The sequence below is a fragment of the Psychrobacter urativorans genome (assembly GCF_904846695.1).
GTDB lineage: Bacteria > Pseudomonadota > Gammaproteobacteria > Pseudomonadales > Moraxellaceae > Psychrobacter > Psychrobacter urativorans.
The window spans coordinates 1-22,009 of record NZ_CAJHBR010000026.1 but is presented as its reverse complement, the minus strand read 5'-3'; the positions used below and the strand labels follow the sequence as shown (position 1 = coordinate 22,009).

13 protein-coding genes and 1 tRNA gene are annotated in these 22,009 nt (G+C 42.8%); 5 read left to right on the top strand and 9 right to left on the bottom strand.

Annotated features, from left to right (window positions below; translation table 11 throughout):
- Positions 1-6 precede the first annotated feature (6 nt).
- Entirely contained in the window at positions 7-4,389 is a 4,383-nt protein-coding gene (locus JMY09_RS12860; RefSeq protein ID WP_201624157.1) for an exodeoxyribonuclease V subunit gamma, read from the bottom strand.
- Between the two features lie 558 nt (positions 4,390-4,947).
- Here JMY09_RS12860 and JMY09_RS12855 point away from each other — a divergent pair.
- Positions 4,948-5,790 carry a hypothetical protein gene (locus tag JMY09_RS12855; RefSeq protein ID WP_201624155.1) on the top strand — a complete coding sequence of 281 codons (843 nt, stop codon included), beginning with the start codon at positions 4,948-4,950 and terminating at the stop codon, positions 5,788-5,790.
- 77 nt (positions 5,791-5,867) lie between these two features.
- A tRNA-Arg gene (locus JMY09_RS12850) sits at positions 5,868-5,943 on the top strand.
- A gap of 168 nt (positions 5,944-6,111) precedes the next feature.
- On the opposite strand, the gene JMY09_RS12845 is transcribed toward JMY09_RS12850, so the two are convergent.
- The 3 genes from JMY09_RS12845 to JMY09_RS12835 form a co-directional block, all read right to left on the bottom strand.
- The gene (locus JMY09_RS12845; protein ID WP_201624153.1) at positions 6,112-7,680 is read right to left on the bottom strand and encodes a Fic family protein; all 1,569 of its coding nucleotides are present in this window, start codon (positions 7,678-7,680) and stop codon (positions 6,112-6,114) included.
- Positions 7,681-7,974: 294 nt separating this feature from the next.
- Positions 7,975-11,256 (bottom strand): type I restriction endonuclease subunit R, encoded by a 3,282-nt coding sequence (locus JMY09_RS12840; RefSeq protein ID WP_201624151.1) that lies wholly within the window; start codon positions 11,254-11,256, stop codon positions 7,975-7,977.
- 84 nt (positions 11,257-11,340) lie between these two features.
- Positions 11,341-12,882, bottom strand: coding sequence for a tetratricopeptide repeat protein (locus JMY09_RS12835; protein WP_201624150.1), 1,542 nt, complete (start codon positions 12,880-12,882; stop codon positions 11,341-11,343).
- Positions 12,883-12,969: 87 nt separating this feature from the next.
- Between JMY09_RS12835 and JMY09_RS12830 the strand changes: the two genes are divergently transcribed.
- Positions 12,970-13,197 (top strand): hypothetical protein, encoded by a 228-nt coding sequence (locus JMY09_RS12830; RefSeq protein ID WP_201624148.1) that lies wholly within the window; start codon positions 12,970-12,972, stop codon positions 13,195-13,197.
- Between the two features lie 43 nt (positions 13,198-13,240).
- Here the strand turns inward: JMY09_RS12830 and JMY09_RS12825 are convergent, their stop codons facing one another.
- The 5 genes from JMY09_RS12825 to JMY09_RS12805 all read right to left on the bottom strand — a co-directional run bounded on the left by JMY09_RS12825 (position 13,241) and on the right by JMY09_RS12805 (position 18,990).
- On the bottom strand, positions 13,241-13,819 hold the full coding sequence (locus JMY09_RS12825) for a tetratricopeptide repeat protein (protein ID WP_201624146.1): 579 nt from the start codon (positions 13,817-13,819) through the stop codon (positions 13,241-13,243).
- Between the two features lie 540 nt (positions 13,820-14,359).
- Complete coding sequence (locus tag JMY09_RS12820) at positions 14,360-14,500, bottom strand: hypothetical protein (protein ID WP_201624144.1); 141 nt, start codon at positions 14,498-14,500, stop codon at positions 14,360-14,362.
- Between the two features lie 263 nt (positions 14,501-14,763).
- A complete protein-coding gene (locus tag JMY09_RS12815; protein WP_201624142.1) occupies positions 14,764-15,249 on the bottom strand; it encodes a hypothetical protein in 486 nt (161 codons plus the stop codon).
- 28 nt (positions 15,250-15,277) lie between these two features.
- Complete coding sequence (locus tag JMY09_RS12810) at positions 15,278-16,582, bottom strand: restriction endonuclease subunit S (RefSeq protein WP_201624140.1); 1,305 nt, start codon at positions 16,580-16,582, stop codon at positions 15,278-15,280.
- Positions 16,582-18,990: a type I restriction-modification system subunit M gene (locus JMY09_RS12805; RefSeq protein WP_201624138.1), complete on the bottom strand. Its 2,409-nt coding sequence runs from the start codon at positions 18,988-18,990 to the stop codon at positions 16,582-16,584. Before JMY09_RS12805 ends, JMY09_RS12810 begins: the two co-directional genes overlap by 1 nt.
- A gap of 458 nt (positions 18,991-19,448) precedes the next feature.
- On the opposite strand from JMY09_RS12805, the gene JMY09_RS12800 reads away from it, so the two are divergent.
- On the top strand, positions 19,449-19,994 hold the full coding sequence (locus tag JMY09_RS12800) for a Spy/CpxP family protein refolding chaperone (protein ID WP_201624136.1): 546 nt from the start codon (positions 19,449-19,451) through the stop codon (positions 19,992-19,994).
- Between the two features lie 372 nt (positions 19,995-20,366).
- Positions 20,367-21,662, top strand: a complete 1,296-nt coding sequence (locus JMY09_RS12795; protein WP_201624169.1) for an amidohydrolase — start codon at positions 20,367-20,369, stop codon at positions 21,660-21,662.
- Positions 21,663-22,009: the final 347 nt, after the last annotated feature.

Genomic DNA, 22,009 nt, shown 5'->3' with positions numbered 1-22,009 from the left:
AGGGCCTTATAACGCTATTAGGGCTTCGTCCATCGCCGCAAACAAAGGCTTTGCTAATGCTGGCAAGGCATCCGCCAACTTAGTAAAGGCATCTTGTTTATCAAGGATATATTGCCATAATTCATGCTGGGCGCAGCTATCATAAATAATGTCACTGTTATAGCTTGGCCATAACCAACTGTCAAAATCACTGCGCTTAGGCTGATAACTACTATCTGTGGCGGCGTTTACTTTATCAAGATAAGCGACTGCATGGACAGGCAGTACCGTCATTGGTGTCCTGCCAGCCAAATATGCGAACCTTATCCACTTTAATAACTCTGCTAGGGCTTGGTCATAGGCTATAGGTGCTAGCTGAAAGGTGGTTTTACCTTTAAATATTTTGTATTCATCGCTACCTTTATTAAAGCGCCAAATACTTCTACCATCGCCAGCCGCGACTTGCTGCGCTGTAGTACGCCTTGCCACTTGCCAATAGATATGAGCTAACCAAAAGCGCAGTAAGTACTGAGTGCGGGCACTGTTAGGTAGGATATTTAGCCACAGTCCAGGGGATAACGGCTCAGCTGACGACGGGTCTGAGCGGTGACTGGCTAGCGGTACTAGGCCTTTAATCTGCAATTGACCATGCAGATTTATATCAGGAGTAGCCACTGTGGTCATAGTCTCAGCACAAGGGGTTAGTAAAGAGCTATGGCCGGTATTAGCACTATCGTTATTAGCATCAATATCGATACCTAGCGCGGCTAACTGCTCAGCGAACTCTTGGCATTGCTGCTGTAGCTTGAGCTGTTGATACTGTAAGGTGGATTGACGTGCCACACCTGCTGGCATCACTGGATCATATAATAGCTTATTCAAACTTTTAACTGCTAGATTGCCGGCGCTGCTAGTATCACTACTGTTATTTTTGTGCAGCTCATCCAACAGTTGTGAATTAACTTCATAAGCGCCCAGCCCTGATAAAGATAAAGGCTCTTGGTGTGCCATTTCATCTTCAGCTGCTACTACGTGTACTCGCTGCTCACGTAAAAAATGCTTAGCAGGGTGACGCACTTGGTAGTACAAATATTGCATATCTACTTGGTTAATTTCAAAACGACTTTTATTACTTTTATTACTTTCGTCGCTACCTTCTGGGACTAGCATAGAGGAGTTAATAAGCTCAATACGCTGAGCAATATTGGCGTAATCCTCTTTGCTGGGCAAGTTGACTTTTACTGGGTTAACCCGCTCATCAGTCTGGTACTGCAAGCGCTCAAACACTTCATGCCAAACTCGTGCTGGCGCATTAGTGCTTTGTTGATAGGCTTTTTCTTTTTGCATAGCGTGTGCTAATAAGCTAATAAGGGCTTGTCCACTATCGTCGCTAGCCATTGAATTATCTGCATCCGCTAAAGCAGTTGGCGACTGTACAAACACTTCTTGAGCAAAGGGTAGCGCAGGATGCTGAGTAACCAACCATTGCTCGATTAGCTTAGGTAAATAACGCTGCACTTGCGCAGTCAACGCCCATTCATCAGTATCAGCATCAATGCCCTCATCACCTTCACTATTAGCAGTCGCTAACAGCTTGTGGTTAAGCTGCTCGTTTTTTAACGGATCCCACTGCCATTGCACTTCACCTTTTAAAAATTGCAACAGCTCACTTACCGGATTGGCGGGCAAATGCTCATGAGTATCTGTTAGGCGCTGACCATTATAAAAAATCCAGCAAGCATTACGAGCACAGAGTACAGCATCCAAAAATGCGCCATTATCATCGTCTTCACTAAAACGATCACCGCGGCGTGCCAGCCCAGATTTCATCAAATCATAACGGTTGTCACGGTCACGATTAGGAAACTCGGACAAATCCATATTCAGCATCACTACTAGACCAAAGGGTACGTTACGCAGGGCCCCAAAGCGCCCAAAAGTAATCACCCCTGTCGGCTCAGCACTGACTTGCTGGCTCTCAAGCTCATCTTCAATACTATCCAGCATAAAGCTTAGCTTAAGTGGTAAATTACTAACTTGCGACAGCTTGGCCTCTACTTGACTGGCTTCGAGCTGTAATGACTTCGAGCTACTAGAAGAATCAAAGGCCTCCTCTAGCATAGCGTCCGCTTGGTCACTGTCAGTATGATAATGCTGGTAATGGCGGTTCGCCCTTAAGCTACTCTTAAAGCCATTCATAGCGTTAAAAATAGCCCGCATTGGCCGGGTTTGGTCAAGAGCGCCAAAATAGGGATGAATGATGTGGTTCTCAATATTATTGAGCCAATTCTCAGCATTATGCCGAGCTTGAAACTCATAACGGCAATGATTTAAGCCGCTATAGACCCGACATAACGCTTCAACAATCGCCGCATCAGTCAACCCAATCGCTGACATAGGCACGGTTTTTTCGGCTAAGGTATTATCCTGCCAATGCTCGGGGTATAGACAAGTACTAATAGGCGCTTCTGGCATGACTAAACCCAACGCCACCTTATCTAAGGCATGAGCAAAACTAAACCGATAATCATAATCTTCACTATCGAGCGTTTGCTGTAGGTGCGCTTCATCAAAACCGCGTACAAAACCCGCTTGCTCTAGCAAATCACAAGCCCGACTCATCTGCTCATGAGTTAAACCAAGGCTTTCATACAATGGGGGCAGCATCAGCCAATCAAACACTTCGGCCGCTTCAAAGCGCGCACTATCACTACCTAACAGGCCATAAAAACCACGTATCGCTTCCCACAACTGTCGAATAGACTTATCAACGACACCAGTTACTTTAGCTGGCAAGCTCAGACCATCTTGCCCTTGTCCATTGACGAATACTGAATTTATGAGTTCATGATGACGATCGACATCAGGTAGTAACACTACAATATCTGATAGATGGCGTGTGCTTCCATCAGTATTTTGCTCATTAAGCCAGCGACCTATCATGCCCCGTAGTACTTCCAGCTGACGTTGTAGGTTATGGCAAGAATGAATACTCAAGCTGTTATCGTATTGTGATAATTGCCACTGCCGTGCTTGCTGGTGTTGTTTGCTTTTTAAGCTATCATCGCTGTACCATGCATTATTGTCATAGTCATTGTTATTATGGTTGTTATCATCAGTTTTGCTTAGGCTATTTTTGTCAATAGCGACTTCATCCCTCAGATCAGATTGCAGCTGTTTGCTAAGCGCAGCACTCAAACGCCCAGCAGTAGTCTGTTGCGTAGCCCCTTCATCAAGCATCAATACATCTTGCTGCAAATGTGCCAGCAGACTTAACGGCTGCTCTATAGTTTGGTTATCCTCAAACTCATCGTCGAACTGATCCTGCCAAGTTAACTTAAAATCTTTATGCTGCTCATTACCCGATAGACTCGCCAGCATAGCAAAAGTCTCACGTGACTGCTTGCCAAGACGTGACAAAAGCGTGTGTCCATAATCTCGTAAAAACACACTTTTAGGATTGATCACTTGCTGACGCTGTAACCATTGCTTATCGACGATGTCCGCCCAGAACAGCTGTGATGGATTATAATGCAGTAAGGTAATGTCGATATACTTTGACAGCTGCTGCAAAAAGTCCAGCTCGTTTTGTGGCAACTGCTGAATAGTAAAAATATGCAACTTCTTAGGTAATAGCGCTGGCACGTCTACCCCAGTCTCAAGGCTATCTGCCTTCATAATCTGCCAAAAGCGGGTCTCGATAGAAGCGCGATGCTGATAGACAGCAGAGAATAACAAGCGCCATAAATGCCTCTGAGCGACTTCTAGCTCAGTATAATGGGCAACCAACCATTCAGGTGTCATGCCAGCATTGCTGTCAAACTCTAAGGTCAGCTTATCTTTGGCTGCGATGAGTAGCTCTACATCCACCGCCTGATTGTCAGACCATAGCTTCAACCAATCATCGCGATGGTTTAGATAACGACTAAATACTCGCGAAAAGTCAGTCGCCAATGACCATAAGCGTATATCTTGCTGACTGCGATCTGAGCCTTCATCCAGTAACGCTGTTAATAGCGGATATAAAGGGTGCTTATCATCAGCCATAATCTGTGCTTGATAATAAGTAAAGTAACCAAACAGACGCCACTGCATCACCGCCCCAGTCAACACCGCTACTTCTGGCACGGTAACTATCTCTGACGAACGCTGATTGGCTTCCAACCATATATTGTGCTCAGCCAAGACTTTTTGCATCAACGTCCATTGATACTGTCCCCAAAACTTGGTAGTGACTAAAGTGCTAATACCAGCTTGACTGGCAATAGACTTATCCAGCCAATCACCAAGCACCATAGAAGGTACAATAACAATAAACTCTGCAAAAATAGGCTGATCTTTAGACTTATAAGCACTCAGTAAGTGCTCAACTAGACGTTCAGTACGATGCGATTGAATGATAGTAAACATAAATAGGGATCTAATTATAATAATGGATAGTAAGTAATAAGCAACGAGTAACTAATAGTAAATAATTCATAGACAGTCATGTAAGCTGGCTGACTTTATGAGTGAATAGTTTATAAGCTAAGTAGCGCTCAAGGCCAAGTTTTACAGTCGTGCCTATTTTGGATTTCTGTTAAAATAGCGCTGTTTATAACCCAGCAGGCATTATTTGCAGCCATTAGTTATTGGTTAATAAAGCGTTTAACTAGTGCTGACTACCGTATAAAACCTGCGTTATGCGGCTACAGTCGTCGCAGGTTTAGTGTGACATTGATAAAGGTTATTTGCTAGGGGGTAGTTAATTATACTAGCCACCATCAACTAGCTTGCGACATCTAATGTCGTATTAAAAACCAGCCATAGTATAGAATGTAAGCTTATTGAATATTAAAGATGAAGAGCACTCATTATTATGCTAGCTGAGCTTATAGACAATATAATAAATGGTCGCTGCTCTTCTAACTGCTGCTACTCTTCTAAAACTCTGTAATTGCATAACTATAAAGTGATGAGCTCGCCTCTATGAAAAACTATAAGCTGCTATTGGCAGGATTAATCTTATTAGTATTGATGATTTTTGCTGCGGTGTTTGCTTGGCTATGGAGCAGTAATGCAATAAATTCTAACCCATTACCGATTGTGTCCAATGACTTTATAGCAGCCGTTAATGATAACGAGAATGATGATGCTGATAGCGCTATTAGCCTATTGCATCTACAGGCAGCCGATGTCTCACAAGCCCCTTTAGATGAGGTGATCGTGCGCTTTGAGTCTCGCTATCCTAAAGTAAAAGTATTAGTGCACTACATGCCTACGAACTCACTGCTTACCTTAGCCGATACTACGCTATCAGCGGCCCAACCTTTTCCCTTAGTCTTCAATACCGACATGATTATTACGGATGATAAGCTCAGTGAAACCCAGATAACCGCTTTACAAGCCTTACTCAATAAAGCGCAAGTCAAAGCTGAGCAAACCTTAATCAAAGGCGTCACTTCAGGCAGCGTAGAAAAGGTGATTCACACTACAGTGCAAGCTAGTAGTGATAATAGCAATAGCAATACTCCAGCCAGTATAGCCAAGAGCACCAACAATGAGACCCGAAATTTAGTGTCGTTTAGCTATGCTCTAAAGGATCAACAGGCAGTACAAGGCGTTATTTTGACCAATAATCCTATAGCGGTTACTTTCCGCAACTTTCTGCTTTCTAGCACAGGCCAAGACATTCTAAAAAAATATAATTATGACAATATCGATGGTTATAAAAGCAGTGTAGATGATTTGTTTAATCCCACATCTCGTAGCAAAGCTGCTAATAATAACGATTCAGTAAAAATCACTGATGCTTTATCCAGCGGTAGATAAATGCTAGTGAATAACGACTATTTATAATCAGCCGATTGCTTTTTTATGATAATTTTCTTACAATAGTCCTCCCTTATGCGCCTATAGCTCAACAGGATAGAGCAGTTGCCTCCTAAGCGATCGATCCGAGTTCGAGTCTTGGTGGGCGCACCATCGAATATAAGTACAAATAACAAAAGACCCTTGTAAGCTACAGGCTGCAAGGGTTTTTTGTTATTTAATATAGGCTATCTGTTAGTTATCTACGCTAAAAACGCTTGAGCAACACTAGTTGCTTGAATTATCGATTTAATTTCGCACGAACTATAGCTAAATGCTTACTTAATTATCAAATTCTATAAAGGTATTAATAATAATAGTGCGTATTTCTTGCCAAACTTCATCATCTGCTAAAAATGGAAACTCTTTAAGCAACTTATTACTCTGGTCGCCTTTATTATTCAATAGACTGCGGATGATCCTATCGGCATAGTCATTAGGCATTTCAAGCACTTCTTTTATAGCCACCCGAGCATAGTCATGTTGCTTAAGATAGCGAGACTCCTCATGCATATCGTGTTTTATCACCTGATGAATAATTTTTGATAAGTACTGTACGTGTGGTGTTAGATCTATAAATCGCCATATAGGCTGAGCAATCTTTGTCTGCTTAAAGCTCAAGTTTGAATCAATACCATCAGGATAATGGGTGGGCTGTTTATTAAAACTATAATGACCGCGAAGGGTCTCCATCAATGGTTTTGAAATAGTGTCAAGTATGTTGTCATAAGCCTGACGATCTGAAGCGTCTTCTGCAATAGCTTGCGATATAGGTAGAATAATGGGCTCGTGAATAGCACCGTCACGTCGCAAAATATCGTTAATCAAAAAACGATGTACCCTTCCATTGCCATCTGCCAACGGATGAATATAAACGAAAGCAAATGAAGTAACTGCACTACGCATCGTTGACGACTGCTCATTGGTTTTGCTTATAAACGTCCTAAGCCCATTAAGCTTGGCTAACAGCTCATCGGCTGGTGGTGCTATATAATGAACAATCTCTTTTAATCCACGAATTTGGGTTTGTCCAACAAATACTGGGGACTGACGAATACCATAGTGCTCAATAATATTCTTATCACCCAATATTTCCTGCTGTAGCTCTGCTAATAACTTGCCAGTAAGTGGTACTTCTCCTAAACCTGTTCGCCTGGCCATGACATCTGCAAAGCGCTCAATTCGTTTAATGGACTTGCCCTCACCTTCTATGGTGAAGCTGGCGCGACTCTCTCTTAGCGTCATCCATACCGAAGCTCGCATAAGCAGATCTTCACCAAACTCATGATTTAGCTCACTCATCATTGCCCTGATGTTCAGGCTAGCGGCTTGGTTAAACCTCTCTGTTTTGACTAGCATAGGGCAAAAATCAGTAGTTCCTGCAATATTATCATTGATGCGCCAACGGCTATTTTTTATTATCTGCGTCGGGTCTGCAGTGACTAATTTTCTGCTATCGAGAGCATTGACGTAATTTCCACCAATATTTTTCGGTACATTGAGCGTATTGCCTGTTAGCCATTCATACAAAAATGCACTGCAACGCGCATATTTTCCAGTAGGTTCATTATTTACCCATGTCTGTATATCATTGCCACCGACTTTCTCAAACAATCGAGCTAACATCTCGAAATGGATAACTTCATGGCGCATATGAAACTGTAAGTGGGCAATAAAGGTATCAGCAGGGCGCATAGTGTCCTGATAGATATTGTGTTGAAAATCATCTTTGTTAATAGTTTCTCGGCGGCCGCCAATACTGCTAATAATGTACAAAGGGGCAACCAATTCAATATTGGCAGCTTGTATTAGCCATACTGCACCTATGGGCTCCACTATACTTTGATACATCTGATGTCACTTTTTAATTGTGTAGCGACCATTTTGCATAAAAACGATTATAGTTGCAATGTATCAATTATATAAAGGCTATTGTGCATAAAAACGATTATATAAAGGATTTTTTATTGATAACTTAGCCCTAGGGTTACTTAACGCAGTAACCCTTATAAAAATCCATATCAATGCTGGCGGTCAAGGTGTAGGCTGGCCGAGCAGCACAGGCCATCGATCAGGTGGCGGTCGCGACACTAAAGCATCAGGTAAATAAATACTCGAGTGGTCACTAGTTACTCTGCGTACAGCCTACCCTGAAATCTCAGCACTCAGCTTGGTATCGAGCATCAATCGAATAAACTTCTGAAACTGCTTCGGGTTAGACAATAAGTGCATGGTCATATCTTCAAACGTACCCTTAGCATCAAACATAGCATCCTCGGCAGCGTTTGGATAACCGCCCAGCATAATTTGATCCACGCTATTATTGCTAAACTGCTTGACCACAATCTGGTTCTCAGTGACCTTATCCCAAATAGTATTCATAAAGTTCACTTTGTCTTTATCGGTAAAATCCTCACCAGCAAACACCTCATTTAAGCTATCAATAATCTGAGACAGTAGCGCTTCTTGCTTATCCTTGGGTATTGCTGTACCTGCGCCACTGCCAACATCTAACTGATACTCAGACTTGCCCTCTTGCAACTTTAAGTCCTGCTGGTGTAGCTTGGAGACTCGGTAATGACTCATGACGATATTAGTGAGATCTACCTCATCTTCATCGTCCAAGCTTTCGCGTAACAGCGGCTGTAGGTTGCGCGCATATAGGCTAAGCTTTTCTAAATCTTTATCGTCATAGTCCACAATTTGCGACATAAACTCATATTGACGGGTAAATGTGCCTAAATCTTTTTTGAATATCTCTAGCGCATCTTGCTCGGTTTTAAAGCCTTTGTAGTCATTCTCGGCATTAGTAATCAGCACCACATCACCGGTTGCTTTGGTACGCTCAAGCATCGCTTTGGCATTTTGTGCTTGCTCACGTGCCCGCTTATATTGCTTTTGCCAACGTTCGACCGCCGGCTTGCAGATATTACTAAGCGCCGCGTTGGATTTGTTCTTGCTATAGAACGCTTCGACAAACTGCTCCACCTCATTCCATAAGAAGATGCCACTAGCGCGTAGCTTCTCATAGAGATCAAACACCTGATCAGGATCGGACACGTCCGCTAAGCTTGCCGTCTCATAATAAGGCTGGAAGGCCTCAAGGATATCTTGCGGGTCATTAAAGAAGTCGAGCACAAAGGTGCCACTCTCAGCTTTGCCTTTATAAGTACGGTTAAGCCGTGATAATGTCTGCACGCAGTCCACACCTGTCAGCTTCTTATCAACATACATAGCGCATAATTTGGGCTGATCAAAGCCTGTCTGAAACTTATTAGCCACTAGCATCACTTGGTAGTCATCACTATCAAAGGCTTTACGTAAATCACGGCCTTTTAAGCCGATGTTCATATTATGCTCAGTGAATTTCTCACCAAGTAAGGCACCGCTATCAGGATCATTATCGGTAAAGGTAACTTCACCTGAGAACGCCACCATCGCATTGATATTTTTATAACCATATTCAGCGATATAGTTATCAAACGCAAGCTTGTAGCGTACCGCTTCTTTACGGGATCCCGTCACCACCATGGCCTTGGCCTGGCCACCCAGTAAGCCTTTAATATTGTCATTGAAATGCTCAATGATGATCTTCACTTTTTGGGCGATATTATGCTCATGCAAGCGCACCCAATTATTGAGTTTGATCTTGGCGCGGCGGGCATCGACTTCATCATCTTTGGCAGCCAGCTTTTGTTTGAGCTGATAGACCACTTTATAGTTGGTGTAGTTTTTTAGTACATCTAAGATAAAGCCTTCTTCAATCGCTTGGCGCATTGAATAGACATGATAAGCGGCTGGCAGGTTATCTTTGGAGGCGGGCAAGTCAGGATTAGGCAAGCGTCCGAACAGCTCAATAGTCTTGGGCTTAGGCGTGGCCGTAAAGGCATAGTAGCTTAGATTCGGACTGCTACGGCGCGCAGCAAGGGTGGCATCGAGCATATCTTCGCTCGATAGTGGCTGATCCTGATCCTCATCTGCATTGCTTTCTACATCACCCGAAACTAACACTTCTTTAAGCTGGCGTGCGGTTGAGCCTGTCTGGGATGAGTGGGCTTCATCAGCGATGATGGCATAACGGCGCGACTTGAGCACGCTTGAATCTTCAATCGCTTTAAGTACAAATGGAAAAGTTTGAATAGTCACAATGATAATCGGCTGTGAGTTGACCAGTGCGCTCGCCAGCTGTTCCGACTTTGAGCCATCACCCTCCTTTCGATTAATCTTGCCCACCACCCCATCGGCATGCTCAAACTGATAGATGGTATCTTGTAGCTGGTCATCGAGCACGGTACGGTCAGTGATCACAATCACCGAGTGAAACTGCTTATCGCCCTCGCTGTTGTATAAAGTCGAGAGCTGATGGGCAGTCCAGGCGATAGAATTGGACTTGCCTGAACCTGCACTGTGCTGAATTAAATACTTTTGACCAGCACCCTCAGTAACGGCGGCATTAACCAGCTTAGTCACCACATCCCACTGATGATAGCGCGGAAACATCATAGTCTCGCGTTTGGATTTGCGACCAATCACATCCTCTTCTTCTTCGATCTGCAAATGCATAAAGTGACCGAGAATAGCCAATAGATGGTCTGGGGTCAGCACTTCATTCCATAGATAATCGGTAGCATAGCGACTGCTATCACTGGGTGTATCATTACCCGCACCGCCCTCCGCTGTGCCTTTGTTAAACGGCAAGAAATAGGTGCTATCCCCTGCCAGCTTGGTGGTCATATAGACTTCATATTGACTAACAGCAAAGTGCACCAATGCGCCACGCTTAAAGGTCAGCAGCGGCTCAGGCTTGCCCGTATCAGGGTCTTTTGGCAGGCGGGTCTTCTTGTATTGAGTAATGGCATTGTGTACCGACTGCTTAAACTCAGACTTTAGCTCCATCGTGGTGACAGGTAAGCCATTCACAAATAACACAACATCAATGCGGTTACGCTTAGCAACCTTACCGTCAGCACTGCCCTGTAAGCTGGCATGCGGGCTGTAGACTACCTCAGGGACGATACGACAAATATTGGCCTTATAGCGTGCCATGATTTCAGGATTGAGATCATGCTCAGGCTTAAACTGGCATAAGCTAAACCGCGCATTGCGAATCTTTAACTCGTGACGCAATACCCCCAACGTGCCATAAGTACGTGAGGCTTTATCGGTTGACTGCTCATCGGCCTTGCTCAGCTGCTTGACTAGGGCAGTGATAAAATGACGCTCGGAGTCGATAGGAAAAGTCTTACAAAACTTCTCCCACTCTAGCGGCTGGGTGGTCTGCACAAAGTCCAGCACGTCTTGCTCATACAGCGCGGTGTCTGCCTGATAGCCACTAGGACTACCTAATTGCCAGCCATGCGCTTGCATTTGCTTGACGATATCGGCTTGAAAGACAGATTCGTAGGTGACGTTATGGGCGTTGGTCATATTAAGTCCGTTTATAGTATTATTATTTTTCGCAAAGTGGTTTTAAGCTTTGAGTATCGATGCGGCGTAAATAGCGCCTAAACATTATTTATCTGATACCTTTTGTGCTGCTGGCTCTGCGGCGGCGGTTGCTTCGTTTAATGCGGCAGCTGTATTATCGGATATCATCTTAACCGCTTCATGCCAATCACAGCTCATTGAATCCCCATTATCACAGGCGATACCAAACCATTTGATGGCCTGTTGTTCATCTTGAATATTACCTTCACCCATCATATATATCATAGCTAGATTACGCTGACCGAGCATTTCTTCTTGAGCCGCGGCTTTACTAAATAACTCAAAAGCTTTAGCCTGATCTTTTGGTACCGCTTTGCCTTCTACATATAGCACGCCTAAGTTATTTTGACCTATAGCCACCTCTTGCTCTACGGATTTGTGTAGTAGCTCAAGCGCTTTGGTATAGTCTTGAGTGATGCCTTGACCTGCGTAATAAGCCCAACCTAGACCTGCTTGACCCCAGCCATTATCTTGATCTGCCGACTTTTGATACCATTTTACCGCTTCGGTATAATCTTGTGGCACGCCTCTACCCGCTTCATAAAGTGCGCCAATATTAGTCTGAGCGAGTGCATCGCCTTGCTCTGCTGATTTTTGATACCACCGCATAGCTTGAACATAGTCTTGAGGTACGCTAAGACCCTCTTCGTAGAGCACTCCCAAGTTGTTTTGAGCGACTGCCTCACCTTGAATAGCCGCTTTTTGTAGCAACTGGTATGCTTTATCATAGTCCTGCGCCACGCCTTCGCCCTTATAATAAGACCAGCCTAAGGCGTTCTGACCCTGAGCACTGTCCTGATCGGCCGCTTTTTTATACCACTCTACTGCTGTACTATAATCCTGCTCAACGCTTTGACCAAAGCCATACATCAAGCCTAAGTTATACTGAGCGGGCGGGTGTCCCTGCTCAGCGGATTGTCGAAACCAAGAGTAGGCTTCATCAAAATCTTGTGGCACACCGGTACCATCATAGTACATAGTGCCGAGATTGTTTTGCGCCCACATCTCTCCTTGAAAGGCGGCTTTTTGGTACCACTCGGCGGCTTGGGTATAGTCCTGAGCCACGCCGAGACCTTCTTCATACTTCACGCCAATGCTATACTGCGCAAAGGGTTGACCTTGCTGAGCGGACTTTTGATACCACTGGGCCGCTTGACGATCATCTTGTTCAACGCCATCACCCATCTCGTACATAGATGCGAGGTTTTCTTGTGCCAGTGCACTACCTTGTTCGGCGGCTTTGCGATACCACTTAACCGCTTTTTTAGAATCCTGCTCGACTCCTAAGCCATATTGATACAAGCTACCTAGATGATTTTGAGCTGCTATATGACCTTGCTCAGCGGCTTTTTTATACCATGTAAAGGCTTTAACATTATCTTGCTCAGCACCATCGCCATCGTTATACATTGTGGCCAGATTATACTGAGCCGAGGCTGAGCCTTGATTCGCCAACGCTTCGGCCGTTATCATGCTACTTGCCTGCGCGGATAGCGACATGCCTAGCGTTAGGCTTAAAACTAACGCTTTTATGGTAAGGTTTTGTTTTATGAGCTGTGCTTTCATAATCTCAATCCAAAGTAATTGCTTAGCCTTATTGATCTATTTAACCAATTAGCTAATAAAGTGGCGCTCAGAGTCGATAGGCTGAGTATGGTAAAACTTCTGCCACTCTTGCGTCTGAATGGTCTACACAAAGTCCAGCACATCTTGCTCATACAGCGCCGTCTCAACCGTATAGCCGCTAGAATTACTTATCTGCCAGCCGTGTGCTTGCATTTGCTTGACTATATCGGCCTGGAAGACGGATTCGTAGGTGACGTTGTGGGCGTTGGTAGCAGTGCTGGTCTAGGTGATGGCATAATTGTTATTATTGATTAATTAAGAGATAAGGCCTCAATACAAATACCAGATTTCTTGCATATCAATAACCACGCTGATTTAATATTCTATATTCATCGCAACCCACTTGGTGACCCTGATCACAGGTTTTTCCGTACAACTCCTTTGCTGCAGCTCTGTTTTGACGAAGACCACCTAAACCATTTTCATAAAAAAAGGCAAGCATAGCTTGACCTCTAGCATCGCCTTTATTAGCAGCTTTTTGAAACATTCTTCTTGCTAACACAATGTCTTGACGCACACCTTTACCATCGTAATATATCCTACCAACTTCAATTTGATAATCCACGTTTCCTTGTTCTGCCCATTTTTTCATATCACTTAAGCTGTGTGGTACAGCTCGTCCAGCCAATTGATATTGTTTTTGCTTGGCGTGTGCGCTTAAATTATCAATAGCTCGGCTAATTTCCTCGTTGCTAGAAACATAAGCACCGCTATTAGAACTATAGACATTGCGAGTAGAACCATAGTGATTTGCAGCTGAAACCGTAGTGATAGTATGATTTAAAGTATTATTTGGTTGAAAAGTGACTTCGGCAGCACCACTTGTTTGAGCTATGCTCATTCCTAATGCTGACAAAACTAATAGTATCTTCTTCATAAAATCACTACCTATAACCTATCGCTAATCATGGTCTATTTTTTATGTTTTATCTTACTGAGCTCAAATAATGACTCAGTCATAGCACATCTCTTTAAAGCTCTTGCCGAATAGGCTTTTATTTAGTTTTTGTGAGTCAGCAAAGACAGCTTCTGAATCAGGACGATAGCCTATATCAACGAGACAGTTATTAAAATGATATGAAATCAGATCCTTTCGGGCATAAAAGGACGCATCAGTTTCCTTTTCCGTACGATATTTATCCATGAACAATTCTCGTTGGGACTTTACTAATTCTGGGTCATCGGCGTAGTTCTTTGCTATCTCTTTAATGCCCTCTTCAACAGCTTGATACCATCTATTTTGTACCGCAGTCTCACTTTGTAGTAAAGGCTCAACATAACTTTTACATATGGCTGGACTTTGCTCTACTGCTTTGGCTGGATTGATATAAGCTAATAGTACTAATTTATTAGTGGTATATTCGTTTTTAATGGACTTTAACAGGTCTTGCTTATATTCTTGTGCTTGAGGGACGACTTAGAGTGTTTCTACGTTACTTTTAACTTTAGCAAATTCATTATCTAAAGCATTTAAATCTTTATTAGATAGTTGACTCATTTCTGCAGCACTCTGTGGTCCAAAGAAAGGTTCTAGAGCCAATTCTGAAAACTTTTTCATCAAATAATGTGAGTTCTTGATTTGATTGACTGTGTACTTTTTACTATCAAAACTTCCTTGATATTCACAATAGCCATCCTCCTATTTATAGGTTTGCGCTTGTGCACTGGTAGTAACAAGCATAGAAGCCATGAATACTGTTGTTAAGATTTTTTTCATCATAAATGTCCTTATTTAGATTTAGGGCTTGGTTTTGATGCGCTCAAGCACATCGGTTTGGGTACTAATTAAACCTAATGTTTTACTCTCAATAATTTTGAAAACTAAGGTTGTTTTTGTAATCCCAGTAAACACTGATAGTCTTTATTATTAAGATACATAGCAATCGCCAAATCTTTAAGATATTCAGTCTCATACACTGGGTAACTATACACCTCAGATAATAAATTTTGATAAAAATCGACACTATTATCCGCCAACTCAAGATCATCATAATCTTTACTTAAATCAATTAATTGATAGATATCATGATAATCATAGCCCTTTTGCCTCATACTCATAAAATTAAAGGCATAAATTGACCTGTCTGCACAATATAGTTTTTCCTCAAAAGAAAGCTGCTCCTGCAACTGATCATTATAATCTACATCAAAGCTTTCAATAAGCACTTGAATCTCAACAGGTAATTCTGAAAATGGCATAGTATTGGCTATGATTTCTTCTAGACTTTGTGATTCTTTAGCAGATAGCTGCTGATAAGGAACTATTGTGCTTATTACAACGCTCAGTATTAAAAGCCATCTTTTCATTTTTATATCCAGTTATTTAATTTTTGCCTTACGATGGCTTCACCCAACCCCGAACATCAATCTTACCCGTGACAGCAGCAGATATTAAAGCGGTGCGGCGTTCTTGCATAAGTTGAATGGCTTGTTCCGCACTATTCATCAATGTATCGAAAATCTCGTTTTTTTCTTTAAGGTATTCTACGATTTCCTGTTGCTCTTTTTTTGGAGGAATTAGAACGGGATATGACGTAATATTTCCACAGGTTATAGCACCTTTCGTTGAACCTGCACCGGAAGATTCAAAACGAATACGTTCATAGTTTGAGTTCAACCAATAATATAGGTACTCATAGCCAAGTTCTTCATTAGTAATCCTGATACATGCTAAATGCTGATTAATAGTCGCATCTAATTTACAAATGGCCACACGTCCCCTAGTTTGCCCTTCCCCTGTAATCGCCATTAAAATATCATTTTTCTGTACTGGATGAACACTCGTTTTCAACTTTGCTAGAGGTGTTATAAATTGATCAGCTTCATGAATAATAACATCATTAATCTTCGAACTATTTAACCAACTTATTGAACCATCTTTCCAGAAATTAAGGTTATCTCTTGAAGGTGTTGCCCCATTACCCACGCTTGCACAATATCCCAATTTATAAGCCTTCCAATGCTCTGGAATAGTTTCAACCCACTCAACCCCAGAATCTTTCATTGGTGCATCAGGATTTAAGCCTTTAGCCACGGCATGACTGATAACGGCTTGGCGCTTTTCTTTTAACAGTTCAATAAGGGTTTTCTGTTTTTCGATTAGGGTATCGATTTGGGCAGTTTCATGGTCGAGGAAACTGGCGATTTGGTTTTGTTCATCTATAGGTATAGTAGGTATTAATATATTTTTCATTTCAGATGAATTTGTACTCCATAGATCAGCAACTATACCTTTCCCATGACGATAAAACTCCTCTTGAAACGGATAGCTTCTAAGTAAATGATGAACAAACTTAGGTGAAATATTTCTTGGCTCTAGAACAATACTGATTAGCGATACAGAACCATTAAGTAAAGAGACCCCAGAAGAACCTTTCCTATCGGAACGACTGTTAATTACAAAATCATTTTTTAAAACTAGCTTTCGATTATCGCCAGCATCGCTTTTTGCAGCATTTTCTAATTGAGGCACAATTCCTTTCATAGTAACTGACAATGCCGCATAGTCTTTATCGCTAACCTTCTCACGACGCTCATTAAAGAACTGCCCTAATCTCTTAGCCTCCCAATGACTTGGTATCGCCCCTAACCACTCGACTCCAGAATCTTTATACTCTGCATACTGCTCATACTTCGCCATTACGAATGCACCTCACCCAATAACTGCATGATTTCCGTACTGACTTTATCCAAGTCCGCATCTATCTCCGCAAGCGCTCGCGGCGGCTCATACACATAGAAATGACGGTTAAAAGGTATCTCAAAGCCCACAATACCGATCTCTTCATCGATAGCATCGGTCTTGTCGCTATTTATCCACGCATCAGGCACATGCGGCTGTACTTCACGAGCGAAGTAGCTTTCAATCAGCTCAGTGGTCGTCACCGCAGGATTCAGCGGCACGTTTTCATAATCGCGCAGATCGCTGTCGGGTTGGAACTCAACGATTTTGGCTGACTTGTTTGAACCGCTTGGCTGGTAGCTAAACGCACCATAGAGCGGATTGGCAACCTTGCCTGCCTTTTTAATGACCGGTTCTGCTTCAGAGTTTTTCCAGGTGATAGCATCAAGCAGCTGTTTCTTCTCCTTCACATCTAAACTTATATCAAGACTGACATCAGCATCTTTTAACGCCTGCTTAAACACTTTCTCAAACTCATTAAAGTCATCGAATTGTTTATCACCGATCGCCGCTTGTAAGGCTTTGGCTTTAGTCATTAGTGCAAGTTGTGACTGCCATATTTTGGTATTAAGCACGTCTTTAACTTGACTTTCTTTTAGCTCGCTAAAGTCCGCCTTAATCATCGCCCGTGCCTCAGCAGCGACCGCTGATAAGTCGCCGTAATTACTGTTACCGCTGTCACTGTCATTACCAGCAGCCCAGTCATTACCAAAGGCTTCATATAACGCTGGCATGACCATATCAAACGGTTTAGGCGCATAACGTAGGCTATCGATTGCACTATCAGATAGTTGGGCAGATAGACGTAGCGGACGCTCAATAGTTAAGCGGCGATAGCCAAACTCATGGGTGGCAAAGATTTTACTGGCGAAGGTTTTCGCAGGGTCACTCTTAGGGTTAGCCGATTGACGACCACGGTTCGACTTTACCTCTTCTGGCTTATCTAATACTCGTGCATCGACCACTTCAAAATTACCGAAACTTTTAGTAATAGTCCTAATATCGTCTTCACTCATCTCATTACGCTTAGAGCCCAGTGACTTACGCATCTTGCTATATAGATTACTGCCGTCAATTAGTTGGACTTTACCGCGACGCTCAGGCGCTTTTTTATTGCTTAATATCCAGATATAGGTAGCGATACCCGTGTTGTAGAACATATCGTTTGGCAGAGCGATGATAGCTTCTAATAAATCGGCCTCTAAGATATAACGGCGGATTTCACTCTCACCACTGCCTGCGCCACCCGTGAATAGCGGTGACCCATTTAGAATAATACCAATACGGCTACCTTGATTACTATTTTGAGTATTGTTTTGAATACTACTAGATTCTTGCTCACTAGTAGTGATCGGACGCATCTTGCTCAGTAAGTGCATTAGGAATAATAGCGAGCCATCAGACACGCGCGGCAAGCCAGCCCCAAAGCGACCGTCGAAGCCCTTTTGCGTATGCTCGTCATTGATCTCGCCTGATATCTTTTTCCAATCTACCCCAAATGGCGGATTCGATAGCATGTAGTCAAACTTCTCAGCGACCAGCTGATCACTAGACAAGGTATTGCCCAGCTTAATATTATTTACCTCCTGCCCTTTGATCAGCATATCGGCTTTACAGATAGCATAGGACTCAGGGTTTAGCTCTTGACCATAGGTTCGCATCACCGCGTCAGGGTTTAGCTCTAGCACGTATTCCATACCAGAGGATAGGAAGCCGCCTGTACCCGCTGTCGGGTCATATATAGTGCGGATAATACCGTCTTTGGTCAGGGCGTCATCGTCCTCCATAAATACCAGCGAGGTGGTCAGGCGCACGATATCGCGCGGAGTAAAATGCTCCCCTGCGGTCTCGTTCGAGCTCTCAGCAAAGCGGCGGATCAGCTCTTCAAATACAAAGCCCATTTCATGGTTAGAGATAGCTTCAGGGCTGAGGTCGGTGTTGGCGAACTTCTGTACCACTTTATAGAGCAAATTGGCATCGGCTAGCTGACCGACAAACTCTTCAAACTTAAAATGCTCAAAGATCTCTCGCGCATCTTTAGAGAAGGACTGCACATAAGTACTCAAGTTATCCTTGATATCGCTCTGACCCATCTTACTCAGATCCATAGGCGAGATATTATAAAAGGAGCGCTTACTGGCACGTATCAGGAACTTCTCTTGCGCCTCCTCAGGCAGGCCCATTTCAGCGATACGCTGGCTCTCAGCCACGACGTTGGCCTTGGTCTCCTCTAATACACACTCTAAGCGGCGCAGAAGCGTAAAGGGCAGGATGATGCGACCGTATTGAGATTGCTTAAAGTCACCACGTAGCAGGTCAGCGACTGACCAGATGAAAGCTGCTGTTTGCGAGAAGTTTTTGGTCATCGGTATCGTCTTATTGTTGGTGGCGCAGAGATAAAGGCTTAGGGTTATAGGACAGGCTTAAAAACTAGCTCATAAGTAAGGCATGCTGCGATGGTCTACATCAATTTATCATGGCTTTTATTGAGAAGTATCATATAGGTTAGGAGTATTAAGAGGCAAGTCTAATTATAAGCTATGCTCAGATGAAAAACGGTATAGCATGGTTCAGCGTATAGACTCTTTGGGTGCTCATCAGCGCTCAAAAGTAAGAGAGTAATGGATTAGCCTGCTACCTAAAAGCTAGCAATAAGCCTAAATCCAATACGATTAATTATAAATTATTGGCCTATAAGACAAACAGCTGTAGATATTTTATACAAAATAATATATTATTTTTTTATATAATGTTTGATGATAGTTAAACACAGTGGTTTATTCTGTTTAGCATCAATATGTGCAGTTAATATTAGGAGAGCAATATGCCACAAATCAATACCGCAAAGTCCTTCAAAACCTCAGTATTATTTACAGTAAGCGGCTTACTATTAGCCGGGTCATTAACTGCCTGCCAGAGTACGACCCCGACTTATAATAAAGCTCGCCTACCTGCTTTGGCGCAATCTTCAGTTGAAGTGTTGGCAGCCCCCGTTGCTGATACAGGACTTAGTGTCGCGGCCGATAGTAGCTTCCCTATTATAGAGTTAATGCCCTATATCGTGGGACAAGTAGAGGCGTTGGCGTTAACACCTGACCAAGTTGCAGTGTTTGCTAATTATCGTAAAATGGCTATGAAAAATCGTTTGGGACTGCAAGCCAATGAAAAAGCCTTGCGTGGACAGTTGCGCGCCGCGCTGATTGCAGATGCTGACGATGCCACTACAACGGCGTTGATGCACCGCATTAGCGAAACTGAAATGGCCCATATGAAGCTGCGTCGTGACTGCATAAAGGTCGTACGCAGTACTCTGACACCTTTACAGTTTGATAAACTCATGCAAATGTATAAGCAATCACTCAAAAAATAGTCAGCAGTATTGTTAAATGCAGCTGAACCAGCATAATGTCTAAACTTCAGTATTAAAGGATACTCTGAGGTTATCAGAAGTTATCAGAAGTAAAATCACAGGTTTTCAGATATAAAAAACCTCTTAGAGCTACTATTGATCGTAGACCTAAGAGGTTTTTATTGTTTTGGGCTTGTTTAATTGGGCTTGGCTAACCAGCTTGGTTAGCATAAGCGGTCATGGGTTTTTATTTCTTACCTTGATAGTTATTGAGATTAAACGGGCACATAAAAATATTTTACACGGGATACGGACGCTGCTCCGTTTGTACCGATACCCACTGATAGGTGGTGAACTCATCAAAAGTGATATGGCGTCCGAAGCGACCAACACCTGAGGCTTTCTCACCACCGAAAGCAAAGCGTATTTGCAGCTCCTAGCACCATTAATATTGACAAAGAAGTTAAAAGTGTTGAAAAAAAGGTTATTGAATGGCGTCGGGATATCCATCAGCATCCCGAATTGAGCAATAGAGAAACTCGTACAGCAGCTGTTGTTGCCAAGCATTTAAAATCACTAGGCATGCAGGTCGAAACAGATATAGGGCACACAGGTGTTGTTGGTTTTTTGAAGGGTGCTAAACCCGGTCCTACAGTGATGCTACGTGCAGACATGGATGCATTACCGGTGACCGAAAAAGTAGATGTGCCTTTTAAATCAACCATAGTGACTAAGTACATGGGAGAAGACGTGGGTGTCATGCATGCCTGCGGACACGATACTCATGTTGCCATGCTAATGGGAACGGCTGAAGTACTAGCTGCGGTTAAAAATCAATTGCACGGCAATATTATGTTCGTATTTCAGCCTGCCGAAGAAGGTGCTCCTGAAGGTGAAGAAGGCGGTGCTGAGCTCATGCTTAAGCAAGGTATATTTAAAAAGTATAAGCCTGAAGTTGCATTTGGATTACATATTATGTCGAGCTTAAATAGTGGTCAAATTGGCTACCGAAGCGGGCCTATTATGGCGAGTGCTGATACCTTTGATATAACAGTCAACGGTAAGCAAACTCATGGTTCAGCACCTTGGAATGGGGTTGATCCTATTCCAGCTGCGGCACAAATCGTTACTGGTGTTAATCATATAGTAAGCCGTCAGATTGACATTACTAAAGAGCCCGCCATTGTCTCCTTTGGTAAAATAGACGGCGGTGTACGCGATAACATTATTCCAGATAGTGTCAATATGATTGGTACTATTCGTAACTTTGATATGGATAATCGCGAGCAAATTTTTGATAAGATAAAAACAACGGCTACTCATATAGCCATGGCATCAGGCACCAAAGCTGACGTCAAAATCAACAAAGGTTATCCCGTTACGATTAACAACCCAGCGCTTACTGCGCAGATGTTACCAACGCTTAGAGACGTAGCAGGTAAAGACGTGGCAGGTAAAGACAATGTCATTGAGGTGCCCAAACTAACGGCATCTGAAGATTTCTCATTTTACGCCCAAGAAGTACCTGGTTTATTCATTTTCTTAGGCGCTACCCCAGTAGGGCAAGATGCAAGTAAAGCGGCCTATAACCATTCCCCATATTTTTATGTAGATGAATCATCATTTAAAGTAGGTACTAAAGCACTTAGCCAGCTAGCAGTAGATTATTTAGCGATGAAAAGCAAATAATAAGACTTAAAGGAGCTACAGGCAACTTTATAGATCGTCATTATTCTATTGAGTTGCTTGAGTATTAGCCGTTTATTGAAGAGGAAGTTGTATCGTCTTAGGCAACTCAGTAGCGGCAGCCAGTTCTTTATCAATAAGCTACAGTCATTGTAAAATAAGCTAAATGGCGGAAATATACATTACCTATTCAGCAGATTTTTGAGCGCAGTTAATCAAAACTATCAAAACTATCAAAACTATCAAAACTATCAAAACTATCAAAACTATCAAAACTATCAAAACTATCAAAACTATCAAAACTATCAAAACTATCAAAACTATCAAAACTATCAAAACTATCAAAACTA

Excerpts from the sequence above, each read along its gene's own strand:
- JMY09_RS12815 (WP_201624142.1), bottom strand. The coding sequence starts at position 15,249 with ATGAAAAGATGGCTTTTAATACTGAGCGTTGTAATAAGCACAATAGTT.
- JMY09_RS12855 (WP_201624155.1), top strand. The coding sequence starts at position 4,948 with ATGAAAAACTATAAGCTGCTATTGGCAGGATTAATCTTATTAGTATTG.
- JMY09_RS12800 (WP_201624136.1), top strand. The coding sequence starts at position 19,449 with ATGCCACAAATCAATACCGCAAAGTCCTTCAAAACCTCAGTATTATTT.
- JMY09_RS12805 (WP_201624138.1), bottom strand. The coding sequence starts at position 18,990 with ATGACCAAAAACTTCTCGCAAACAGCAGCTTTCATCTGGTCAGTCGCT.
- JMY09_RS12845 (WP_201624153.1), bottom strand. The coding sequence starts at position 7,680 with ATGTATCAAAGTATAGTGGAGCCCATAGGTGCAGTATGGCTAATACAA.
- JMY09_RS12810 (WP_201624140.1), bottom strand. The coding sequence starts at position 16,582 with ATGGCGAAGTATGAGCAGTATGCAGAGTATAAAGATTCTGGAGTCGAG.
- JMY09_RS12825 (WP_201624146.1), bottom strand. The coding sequence starts at position 13,819 with ATGAAGAAGATACTATTAGTTTTGTCAGCATTAGGAATGAGCATAGCT.
- JMY09_RS12830 (WP_201624148.1), top strand. The coding sequence starts at position 12,970 with ATGGTAAAACTTCTGCCACTCTTGCGTCTGAATGGTCTACACAAAGTC.
- JMY09_RS12835 (WP_201624150.1), bottom strand. The coding sequence starts at position 12,882 with ATGAAAGCACAGCTCATAAAACAAAACCTTACCATAAAAGCGTTAGTT.
- JMY09_RS12840 (WP_201624151.1), bottom strand. The coding sequence starts at position 11,256 with ATGACCAACGCCCATAACGTCACCTACGAATCTGTCTTTCAAGCCGAT.
- JMY09_RS12820 (WP_201624144.1), bottom strand. The coding sequence starts at position 14,500 with ATGAAAAAGTTTTCAGAATTGGCTCTAGAACCTTTCTTTGGACCACAG.
- JMY09_RS12860 (WP_201624157.1), bottom strand. The coding sequence starts at position 4,389 with ATGTTTACTATCATTCAATCGCATCGTACTGAACGTCTAGTTGAGCAC.